Origin of the sequence: Pseudomonas peli (genome assembly GCF_900099645.1) — a bacterium.
GTDB lineage: Bacteria > Pseudomonadota > Gammaproteobacteria > Pseudomonadales > Pseudomonadaceae > Aquipseudomonas > Aquipseudomonas peli.
In genome coordinates, this window is the sequence record NZ_FMTL01000001.1 from 278366 (window position 1) to 289738 (window position 11373).

Genomic DNA, 11373 nt, shown 5'->3' on the forward strand with positions numbered 1-11373 from the left:
AGCCACTGGAATTCCGGCTCCTACGTTCCTACTTTACAATATGTTCGCAAATCCGGGCAATTTCAAAATCCAGATCGGAAATACGCTTACTAAGACGATCGATTTCAACATCCTGCACTTCAAGGCGAGTCCGTAATCTGAGATTTTCAGCCTGCAGCTGACGATTCAGATCATCACCATACTCGGGCGAGGAACTGCATGCATGCCAGTAGTGCTTACCGTCGAAAGCAGGCAACCCAAACAACCCCCAAGCAACAGTATCCTTATCCCAAGTTTCGGGATCACGCGAAAAAAAAACATTCACCTCATTGCAAGCCGGATCATTCGGCTTAATAGCTACAACTTTGAAACCATGATCCTCGAGAAAATTTAGCACTATTCGCAGGTCTTGCTTCTCACCAAAGTACAAAGCATTTTTTTCTGTAGTACAAACTTCCAACATACCAGCACGAACAGACGAAATATAATCTCCAGCAGACGCTAGCACGGCTAAATCTAGGCCCTGGACATCAATTTTAATGAAGTCTATTTGATCAATACCATTCTTCTCCATAAATGTGCTTAGCCGGAGAGTCTGTACTCGCACCTTAGTCTCATGTCGAAGGTCGGAGCGTTGGGCCCAATACGGATCAGTAGAAATTTTTCCTTCATCAAAAGGAAGCATGCTTGTAGTGCCGCAGTCACCTGAAACACTTACAAAAAGCTCAGCTTCTCCATCCGTTTCAGCCAGAGCAAGCTCGTGCACAAGAATATTAGACACACCTTCAGTAGCGCATTTCACACGCAATTCTCTGGCAAGATCAGGCACAGGCTCAATCATGTGAACAAAGGTCTGCGAATTACGCTTTGCTAGCTCCAAACCGAAGCTACCGAAATTTGCCCCAACATCTATGATGTTAACCATTAAACACACCTCGCCCTTCCTTTCCTGCTAACCCGAAATCAGGAGCAGCACATAATTTTTCTACAAAGCGGCGGTAATTCATGGGATCGACTACCTCGTCGACTCGTCGACGGACTTGTTCAAACCGCGCCACTTCATCGTCAGCAAGCAGGTCTTCGCCTCGCACCAACTGGTTTAATGGCTCAATATTGGAAGTAAGTACTGAAGTACCGCACGCGTACGCCTCCAGCACAGGAAAGCCTAGCCCCTCATTTAGGGAAGGAAAGATGAGGACCTTAGCGCTTGTATACAATTCAACTTGCTTATCAAAGTCAACATCGCACCACCACTGAATATCCTCGATATCCAGCTTTTCAAAAAAAGATACTAACTCGTCATGCGAGCAACGCGGCCGCCCAAAAATTCGCAGAGAATCAAATTGACCTGCGTTAACTAAGCTCGGTATTGAAAGCAGCCCTTTGCGCCGATCAAAAGGCGCAGCAAGTAGCGCTACGCGCCCTCGGTCAACCTCAATTCGAGATGCATCAAGCGTCAAATATCCCGGCGGAATCATGGTGGGAAATACACCAAGCCCACTGTGCCCACCAAAACCAAATTTTTGACACTCACGCGCGGTCAGCTCACTGATACAAAAAATACCATCAGCTTTTTCATCAGCCCAACGATAGCCTTTATAGTGCGCATGTGCGAATAGGTGTAAGCCAATATCTTCTGGGTTATCAAAGTAATAACGATTCGGTATGGCATCATAAGCAACGCACACATACCGATCAGCCATAGGCATTGAAGAAATCGAAGCAGCGATCCACGGAGCACCAACAATGCAAAGATCAAAACGCAAGGGAAGCTTGTCTAGAGACTCGCTTCGCACGCCCACCCTCTCTGTAGAATCCCTCAACTCCCTGACGCGGCTCGAGCGCACGAAATCCAAAATTTCACTTCGAGAGCTGCCTACTAGGCGATTACCAATGAAACCATTATCAACTAGTAGGCTGCGCTCTAGAACCACAGCCTCAGTTTGATCTTGCCCCGTACAATTAATTAAATATACTCGATTACCCTGAGCCTCTAATGTTGCGCACAAGGTCATTAAATAGCGGCGCACCCCATGATGGACGGAGAAAACAGTATTATCCGTTATAACGCAAATATCGTTTAAGTGTGACATAAATACGACTTTTTTTAATTAATTTTTTGGCAGCATAGGGAAGCCTATGCCAGCCAGCGAAGGCTACGCGATGAATTATGACATTCAGTCGGTTTGCTGCTAGCAAAGTAGGCGTACTGGTAACATCTCTAAATGTTCCAGTGTAGTTGTCTGGCACTCCGATTGCTATGGCGCTAGAGTACGAATTCATGCGTGGAAAAATACCGATAGAACGCAGCATTAAACTTAGTTCCACATCTTCAGCCTCATTATGTAGAAGTAAAGCGTTGAAATTCAAAACCTCAGCAACACTGCGCTTCAGAACTATGAGGCCGCCGTTAATAAAGTGTCCGTCATGCAGCATTGTATACGAGAGATCGAATTGTGGCCTCTGCCAACGCATCTTACCTTCCTGAAAACCAATATACGAAGGATAGTAGGCACCCGACTCATATCGCTGGCTAATAGACACAAAATCGAAGTCAAGACCAAATTTTTCGAAACCGCTGAAGAAGTTATCGTCAATCTGATAGCGATCATGAAATATCGCGATGTTAGAATGGCGGGCCTGACGAACGATCCAATTCTTTTTCTCGCCAATACGCGGCAGATTGTCACCAGAGCGATCATTCCACTCCTCCTTGCTGCCCGTAACGTGTGGAGGCATGACGAGCTTCTCAGGTCCAGCAATTACGATTTGAAGTGGCCGTTCACCGGCGAGCTTAGTTAGCTTCTCAGCAAGCGAATGTACATTCACGGACTTCGCACCGTTAGACAGGATACCAATGGTCCATCCGTCTTCGGAGTACGCCGAAAGATTACCGCGCTGTACGTCGATAACCGTTACCGTATCGCCCCCAGAAAGCTTCTCCTGAAAGACTAGTTCTGCGGAAATGTTCGGGCGACGTGCGACTATAGACTTAAGCTCGAACAACGTTCCATGTTCGCTATCACGCGTCCGCGTGATCAGATAACCACGGGGGCCCAGCAGGCGTAGGCACTCATCTAGCAGTAATGGCCAACCAGACCCGTAAGAGAACAATTCCCGCTCATAAAGCCAAACTCTATCGAATTGACCATGCATCACATGAGGCGCACGCCAGTTAACCGCTGAAACTAATTCGATAGTCACTGCGAGATGGACCGGTTTACTGCCGACCCAAGCCGCGCAACCTCCAAAATAATGCTCAATACTCATATTTACTCACAAGCTCACGGTTAATATTAGGTAATTTCTCTCACCGCAAACCTGGGACTAAGGTTGGTAAATCCAGCCCACAAAAGTGAATTAGCAGGATCCTGGGCCACACTGAATTTATGCACAACTTGTGTTGGCAAGATCACGGATTGGAACCCCCCGCCCGGAATGCCATCGTTTTCAATGCCAACAGCGAGTGTGTAATCTCCACGACCGAGATTGCCCTTCAGATGGACAATTAGTTCAAATGATTTCAAACTTACCAACTGTAATCTTGGACTGATACCTTGGCAGTAGGTATTTGTCTCGAAGACAATAAGTCCATACCGATCTTGAATGCGGAAACCAATGTGCGGATCAGTAAAGTGCTCTAAATCCCTCATGCGCAGCCGTAGCGTGATCTGCTCACCCTCGAATATTAAATCTTTAATTCCATTGGGACTTTCTATAGAGAGATCCTCAATGTATTTATTCGGCGACTCAAAGTGGCAAGTAAATTTCTCATGCCCATTCCCCTTGCCACGAGCAATGCTAGCAAAGTAAGCCTCAAGACCTTCGCCTACAGGGCCATCTTGAATCACACTGCCAGTTGATAGCACTATGGCACGATCGCAGATAGCGCTAAGTGCGCCGATATCATGAGTGACCAGCAGGATAGTTGTTCCCTGCTGGCGAAAATTTCGGATGCGAGCCATACATTTTTGCTGGAAGTGAACGTCACCCACCGAAAGAGCTTCATCCACGATGAGAACGTCTGGACGTACGGCAGTGGATACAGCAAAGGCCAATCGCACCTGCATCCCACTGGAATATACCCGCACGGGATGATCGATATATTCACCGATTTCAGCAAAGGATTCGATTTCCGGCATTAGCAGGGTAATTTCTTCGACGTTGTAACCAAGAAGCTGACCGGCCATAAATGCATTCTGCCTGCCGGTGAAATCCGGATGGAACCCCATGCCAAGTTCTAGCATGGCAGCAACTCGCCCAGTGATATTTACGCCACCAGTGGTGGGCTGGGTGGTGCCGGTAATCATCTTGAGCAGAGTGCTCTTACCTGCGCCGTTGATGCCGATAATACCAACGGCTTCACCGGGGCGGATGCTGAAGTTGATGTCTTGCAATACCCACTTAAGACTGTGGCGTGGCTTACCGAACGGTATCAACCACTCCGCCAGTCGCGACCAACGAGTGGGGTATTGCTTATAGGCTTTGCCTAAGTTGGTAACGGTAACTGTGCCCATTAGAGTTCATCCACCATTTCGCCGGCATGCCGGCGGTAAAGGCCAAAGCCGAATACGCAAAGCAGCAGCGCCAACACGACAACGGGCCAAAGGCTGGACCAGTTAGGCCACTGGCCATTCACCAGTACAACCTGAAACGCGTTCATCAACCGTGTCATAGGGTTGAGGCTCATAAAGGGCTGGAGTCTTTCCGGGAGGATGCTGATGGGGTAGACGATCGGGGTTAGCCAGAACCAGAAGGTAAGAAAGATACCGAAGAACTGCCCGACATCACGAAAAAAAACATTCAGCACGCCCAAGGTAATACCAAGGCCGATGGAGAAAAGCACAAGAAGAGCAAGCAGCGGGAAAATGGCAAGAAACGGCAGGCCTGGGAAGGTGCCGGAGAGCACCAGGAATGCCGTGAACAGCCCGAAGATGATGAAAAAATTGAGCCCGGCATTGGCTACGACCGTTACCGGCAGGCAAAGCCGGGGAAAGCTGAGCTTCTTCAGGAGGTTGGCATTATCCAGAAAGACGTTTTGTCCGCGCCCGACAATCTCCGCAAACAGCCCCCAAGTAATCACCCCGGCACAGAGATAGATACTGTAACCAAAGGCGCTATCCACGCCTGGAAGTTTTGCCCGCATGATTTGCGAAAAAATCAGCGTATACACGATGATCATCGCCAGCGGGTTAAGCACATTCCACGCAGCACCCAATAATGAGTTGCGGTACTTGGACTGAAACTCGCGTTTGACGCTACCGAGGATAAACCCCCGATAGGCCCAAAGCGGCCTGATAATAGCCAACATTTAGTATTTTCCTTGATTACCGGTCAGCAGTCTGCACGGCCATAGATGTCTTCAAAACGGACGATATCGTCCTCACCCAGATAGTCTCCGCTTTGCACTTCGATCAAGACGAGATCGATTACACCTGGGTTTTCCAGGCGATGTTTATGCCCGGCCCTGATGAAGGTTGACTCATTAGTATCCAGCATTAATTCGCGCTCATCATTGACGACTCGCGCCATACCACTGACGACAATCCAGTGTTCACTACGATGGTGATGCATCTGCAATGAAAGCGAAGCGCCAGGCTTGACCACGATGCGCTTGATTTTGAAGCGCTCGCCCTCCTCCAACGTTGTATAGGCACCCCAAGGGCGATGAACTACTTGGTGAATCAAGTGAGCGCTGTGGCCGCTTTTTTTCAGCTGCGCCACGATATGTTTCACGTCTTGTGCGCTGTTCTTATGAGCGATCAGTATCGCATCCGATGTATCAACGACTATCAGGTCTTCCACGCCGACCAGTGCGGTCAGGCGCCCATTGCTCTGCACATAGTTGTTACAGGCTTGGTGCGCTAGTACTTCGCCCACGCAGCGATTGCCGTTCTCGTCGGCGGCGGTTAGTTCACTCACTGCATTCCATGAGCCGATGTCGCTCCAGCCAATATCGCAGGGTACGGTCACGACCTTGGCCGAGCGCTCCATCAGCGCGTAATCGATGGAAATATCCGGCACTAGGGCAAAGCTCTCAGCATCGAGACGTAAGCAACGATGCGCTTCACCCTCGCTCAGCCGCGAGTTGCTCAAAGTAGCGCGCACAGCCTCTAGAACGTCTGGAGAGTAGGCCTGCAGTTCATCCAGCACCGTACCCACGCGAAAGCAGAACATTCCCGAGTTCCAGTAATAGTTGCCGGCAGCCACATAGTTTCTGGCGGTGGCTAAATCGGGCTTTTCCACAAAACGCTGGACTTTCAGGCCGCCTTGCAACGTCGACGCTTTATCCGCTTCTATGTAACCGAATCCAGTTTCTGGATACTCGGGCTGAATACCGAACGTCACCAGCCATCCCTCTGCAGCCAGCACCTGGGCTTTCTTGACCGCTTGGGCAAATGCTATCTGATCGGCGATCAAGTGATCTGCTGCGAGTACCAACATCTGAGCGTCGGCCCCGTGGACACTTTCCAGCTGCAGTGCAGCGGCAGCCACTGCAGCCGCGGTATTGCGACCAAATGGCTCGAGAATAAAACTTTGTGGGCCGCGAACTTTAGCTGCACGCTGATATTCGTCTTCGGTCTTGAAGAACAGTTCGCGGTTAGTAACGGTCAGCACCTCGACCACATCATCCAGGGCGGTGGCGCGCACAAAGGTTTTGTGAATCAGATTCTGACCATCTGGCAGCGGCATAAATGGCTTGGGGTGAGTTTCTCGGGATACCGGCCAGAGCCGGCTACCAACGCCGCCGGACATAATTACGGGAATAAGTTTCATATATTTATGTTCCTATACATCTTCGTTAGTGCATCAGCTGTTTTGCGAGGCACTGATAATTCTTTCAATGGTTTTGACCTGATCTGCCACCAACACGGGGCAGTTTTTCGCCTCGACATTCAAGCGCAATAGCGGCTCGGTATTCGACGAGCGCAGGCTCATGCGCCAATCGGCGAACTCCAGGCTGATGCCATCGGTCCTATCCAGCTTCGGTTTCAGCCCGGCATAGTGATCCAGCACGGCCTGGATCACCGCCTTGGCATCGCTGACGGTGTAGTTGATTTCGCCGCTGCAGGGATAGGCGGCCATGCGCTCGCCGACCAGTTGCGAGAGGGTTTTGCCTTGGGTGCTGATCAGTTCGGCCACCAGCAACCAGGGGATCATGCCGCTGTCGCAGTAAGCGAAGTCGCGAAAATAGTGGTGGGCGCTCATTTCGCCGCCGTAGATGGCGTTTTCTTTACGCATACGCTCCTTGATAAAGGCATGGCCGGTCTTGCATTGAATGGCCTGGCCTGCGTACTGCTGACAAACATCGATGGTGTTCCAGGTCAGGCGCGGGTCGTGGATGATCTTGGCGCCCTTCTCCTTCTGCAGGAAGGCTTCCGCGAGCAGACCGACGATGTAGTAACCCTCGATGAACTCGCCATGCTCGTCGAACAGGAAGCAGCGGTCGAAATCGCCGTCCCAGGCGATGCCCATGTCGGCTTTGTAAGCCCTAACCGCCTCGGCGGTGGCGGTGCGGTTGTCCGGCAGCAGCGGATTGGGGATGCCGTTGGGGAAGGTGCCGTCCGCGTCGTGGTATACCTTGATGAATTCGACCTGGGCACCCATGGCCTGGAAGCGTTGCTCTAGCGCATCAATGACGTGGCCGGCAGCGCCGTTGCCGGCATTGACCACCAGCTTCAGCGGTTTGAGCTGCTCGGCCTTGAGGTAACCGAGCAGGTGGTCAATGTAGGCATCGAGGCAGCTTTGCTGGCTGAGTTGGCCACGCTGGCTCACGGGCGAGAAGGCGTTGGCTTCAGCCAGGCTGCGGATGTCCTTGAGGCCAGTGTCGCCGCTGATCGGCTGGGCACCACGGCGGACCAGCTTCATGCCGTTGAAGTCGATGGGGTTGTGGCTGGCGGTGACTTCGATACCGCCATCGACATCCAGGGTGAAGGCGGCGAAGTAGACTTCCTCGGTACCTGTCATGCCCAGGTCGATGACGTCGCAGCCGGCGTCCATCAAGCCTTTGGCCAGCGCCTGCTTGAGCGGCTCGCTGGACAGGCGCATATCGCCGCCTATGACGATCCTCTTCGCATCGAGGAAAAGCGCGTAAGCGCGGCCTATACGGTAGGCGATCTCTTCGTTTAGTTCAGCACCGAGTCGGCCTCGAATGTCATAGGCTTTGAAGCAGGTAAGAGGGGTCATTAAGCAATGTACCTTCTAACTTCAGCAAAATAGGGGGCGGTGGGCGATACTCTCAGGCTTATGGGACGAAGTAGATGCCCAGATGCATGCGCCTCACTACTAAATCAGCCTGAAAAATTAAACACTCATTTTTCTGATGCTTTTTGGACTAAGCCCTGTTGTTTACACTAGAGCATTTGCGCTTGCGCCTCTTCTAATGTCATTCGGAGTTACTTGTACTGCCAGGCGTTATCAACTGAAAATCACGCTCGGCTTTCTTGTACAGTGCTTTGAGGCACTCACCCAACTCATACTTGGCGCCAGGTTCACCGCGAACAATCCGCACTTGTTACTGCCATTGGCGCATTCTGGTAAAAAATCCAAGCAATCTTTTTTGATCTGCATGAGCAGAGTAGCTACCTATGGTATGCACCTGAGCGCGGTTGGTACAGGGCTGCTCGCCCATTTCCACATACCATCCTTTGCGCACAAAACGCTGTATCTACCAGCCATCTAGTGCTTTCAACTTCCAAGACGATAGGCAGTAGTTTGACCGACGACTCGCTGTAGATGATCAGCCATTTGAAGCCTGCGGCGACCAGGGAAGAAATACGACCTACGTGATCGATGTGCACTTGGGTGGTTACTAGCGCTTTGATGCTATCAAGAAAGAAGTCGATGGCGAGCCGCCCTGCCATCCCGCGATGGTTTCTGCGCCTTGGAATAAGCCGCAATTGACTAACAGACTACTGTCAGCATCCATAAGCAGCTGATGGCAGAAACCAGTCACGCCTGAGACGGCACCATGATGAAGTATATGAGGGAAGTCCATCGGCTAATCCATTAACGCAGGAAAAGTACATCCATGACTAAACGACAAATAGCCGTGCCATATGAACTGGCGAGAGCAACCAATTCAAAGCGACGACATTATGCCATGATTAAAACGTGATACCAGTCTCGGATTAGCAGAAAGCAGCGCCTTGAAAATAGCGGGATTGAGATGCAAAAAGCCGCACTATGGCGACTTAGGCGGGGTTATTCATCTTCATTAACCCGATCACGCAGTTCTTTCCCAGGCTTAAAGTGCGGTACAAACTTGCCATCCAGCGTGACTGAGTCGCCCGTCTTTGGATTACGCCCAACCCGCGGCGCGCGGTAATGCAGCGAGAAACTGCCAAAACCACGGATCTCAATCCGATCACCAGCCGACAATGCCTGCGACATTTGCTCCAGCATGGTCTTGATCGCCAACTCAACATCCTTCGACGAGAGCTGCCCCTGATGGGTAACGATGCGCTCGATCAACTCCGACTTGGTCATGGTTTTCCCTTCTTTTTCAAGCGGCTAGATCACTAGATAAAAAGGTTTTAGCACGCCTCGCCTGATTTGAACAGCCTATAAAACAACACCTTAGCGATTTTCAGGTACAAAAAAGGGCGACCGAAGTCGCCCTTTTTCTGGATTACCTAAACTTAGTTCTGGTTTTCCATTTGCGCACGGATCAGATCACCAATGGTAGTCGGACCAGCAGAAGCAACTTCGTCCTGCTTAGTGCGCATTTCTTTGATGGCTTCTTTTTCGTCTTCAACGTCTTTCGACTTAACCGACAAGCTGATTACGCGGCTCTTACGGTCTACGCTGATGATCTTGGCTTCAACTTCTTCGCCTTCTTTAAGGACGTTGCGCGCATCTTCAACGCGGTCACGGCTGATTTCGGAGGCTTTCAGTGTGGCTTCGATACCATCAGCCAGAGTGATGATTGCACCCTTGGCGTCAACTTCTTTCACAGTACCGCGAACGATAGTGCCTTTGTCGTTGACTGCAACGTAGTCGGAGAACGGATCTTCTTCCAGTTGCTTGATGCCGAGGGAAATACGCTCACGCTCCGGATCAACGGAGAGGATAACGGTTTCCAGCTCGTCGCCTTTCTTGAAGCGGCGCACAGCTTCTTCGCCTACTTCATTCCAGGAGATGTCGGACAGGTGAACGAGGCCGTCGATGCCGCCATCCAGACCAATGAAGATACCGAAATCGGTAATCGACTTGATGGTGCCGGAGATTTTGTCGCCCTTGTTGAACTGACCGGAGAAATCTTCCCACGGGTTAGTTTTGCACTGCTTGATGCCCAGGGAGATACGACGACGCTCTTCGTCGATATCCAGAACCATAACTTCCACTTCGTCGCCGACGTTAACGACTTTCGAAGGATGGATGTTTTTGTTGGTCCAATCCATTTCGGATACGTGCACCAGGCCTTCCACGCCTTCTTCCAGCTCTGCGAAGCAGCCGTAGTCGGTCAGGTTGGTTACGCGCGCAGTAACACGGGTGTCCTGCGGGTAACGCGCCTTGATGGCAACCCATGGATCTTCGCCCAGCTGCTTGAGGCCGAGGGAAACACGGTTGCGCTCGCGATCGTACTTGAGGATCTTGACGTCGATTTCATCGCCAACGTTGACGATTTCCGACGGATGCTTGATGCGCTTCCAAGCCATGTCGGTGATGTGCAGCAAGCCGTCGACGCCACCCAGATCCACGAACGCGCCGTAGTCGGTGAGGTTCTTGACGATACCTTTGACTTGCTGACCTTCCTGCAGGGATTCCAGCAGAGCTTCGCGCTCAGCGCTGTTCTCGGCTTCCAGCACGCTGCGGCGGGAAACGACAACGTTGTTGCGCTTCTGGTCCAACTTGATGACTTTGAATTCGAGCTCTTTGCCTTCCAGGTGGGTGGTATCACGCACCGGACGGACATCGACCAAGGAACCTGGGAGGAACGCACGGATGCCGTTAACGTCGACAGTGAAGCCGCCCTTAACCTTACCGTTGATAACGCCCGTAACCACTTCCTCAGCGGCGAAAGCTGCTTCCAGAACGATCCAGCACTCGGCACGTTTAGCTTTTTCGCGGGACAGCTTGGTTTCACCAAAGCCATCTTCAACCGCGTCCAGGGCAACGTGAACTTCGTCACCAACCTTGATGGTCAGCTCGCCAGCGTCGTTGTGGAACTGTTCCAGCGGAATGAGGCCTTCAGACTTCAGACCAGCGTGAACGGTTACCCAACCAGCTTGGTAATCGATGTCGACGATGATAGCGGTGATGATCGAGCCAGCCTGAAGATTCAGGGTTTTTAGGCTTTCTTCAAACAGTTCAGCAAAGCTTTCGCTCATTTTAATTCCTGTTGATTCAGGGCAGGGAATCCGCCCAAACCACATTCCAGACAATGTGGGT

The 11373-nt window shown here is 51.2% G+C and carries 10 protein-coding genes and 1 pseudogene; all 11 read right to left on the reverse strand.

Annotated features, from left to right (window positions below; translation table 11 throughout):
- Positions 1-28: 28 nt before the first annotated feature.
- Complete coding sequence (locus BLO50_RS01465) at positions 29-904, reverse strand: FkbM family methyltransferase (protein WP_090248156.1); 876 nt, start codon at positions 902-904, stop codon at positions 29-31.
- The gene (locus tag BLO50_RS01470) at positions 897-2072 is read right to left on the reverse strand and encodes a glycosyltransferase (RefSeq protein ID WP_143003792.1); all 1176 of its coding nucleotides are present in this window, start codon (positions 2070-2072) and stop codon (positions 897-899) included. The genes BLO50_RS01465 and BLO50_RS01470 overlap by 8 nt, the downstream gene beginning before the upstream one ends.
- Positions 2035-3249, reverse strand: a complete 1215-nt coding sequence (locus BLO50_RS01475; RefSeq protein WP_143003793.1) for a hypothetical protein — start codon at positions 3247-3249, stop codon at positions 2035-2037. The genes BLO50_RS01470 and BLO50_RS01475 overlap by 38 nt, the downstream gene beginning before the upstream one ends.
- A gap of 26 nt (positions 3250-3275) precedes the next feature.
- Positions 3276-4496: an ABC transporter ATP-binding protein gene (locus tag BLO50_RS22130; RefSeq protein WP_090248160.1), complete on the reverse strand. Its 1221-nt coding sequence runs from the start codon at positions 4494-4496 to the stop codon at positions 3276-3278.
- Positions 4496-5290, reverse strand: coding sequence for an ABC transporter permease (locus BLO50_RS01485; protein WP_090248162.1), 795 nt, complete (start codon positions 5288-5290; stop codon positions 4496-4498). Before BLO50_RS01485 ends, BLO50_RS22130 begins: the two co-directional genes overlap by 1 nt.
- Before the next feature lie 23 nt (positions 5291-5313).
- Entirely contained in the window at positions 5314-6756 is a 1443-nt protein-coding gene (locus BLO50_RS01490; protein ID WP_090248163.1) for a mannose-1-phosphate guanylyltransferase/mannose-6-phosphate isomerase, read from the reverse strand.
- A gap of 33 nt (positions 6757-6789) precedes the next feature.
- Positions 6790-8166 (reverse strand): phosphohexomutase domain-containing protein, encoded by a 1377-nt coding sequence (locus BLO50_RS01495; RefSeq protein ID WP_090248165.1) that lies wholly within the window; start codon positions 8164-8166, stop codon positions 6790-6792.
- Positions 8167-8494: 328 nt separating this feature from the next.
- Positions 8495-8611, reverse strand: a complete 117-nt coding sequence (locus tag BLO50_RS22215; protein ID WP_420875447.1) for an MBL fold metallo-hydrolase RNA specificity domain-containing protein — start codon at positions 8609-8611, stop codon at positions 8495-8497.
- Positions 8612-8672: 61 nt separating this feature from the next.
- Positions 8673-8977, reverse strand: a pseudogene (locus BLO50_RS22220) (MBL fold metallo-hydrolase); the annotation flags it as partial.
- A gap of 206 nt (positions 8978-9183) precedes the next feature.
- Positions 9184-9468: an integration host factor subunit beta gene (gene ihfB, locus BLO50_RS01505; protein WP_090248166.1), complete on the reverse strand. Its 285-nt coding sequence runs from the start codon at positions 9466-9468 to the stop codon at positions 9184-9186.
- Positions 9469-9620: 152 nt separating this feature from the next.
- On the reverse strand, positions 9621-11312 hold the full coding sequence (gene rpsA, locus BLO50_RS01510; protein WP_090248168.1) for a 30S ribosomal protein S1: 1692 nt from the start codon (positions 11310-11312) through the stop codon (positions 9621-9623).
- Between the last annotated feature and the right edge of the window lie 61 nt (positions 11313-11373).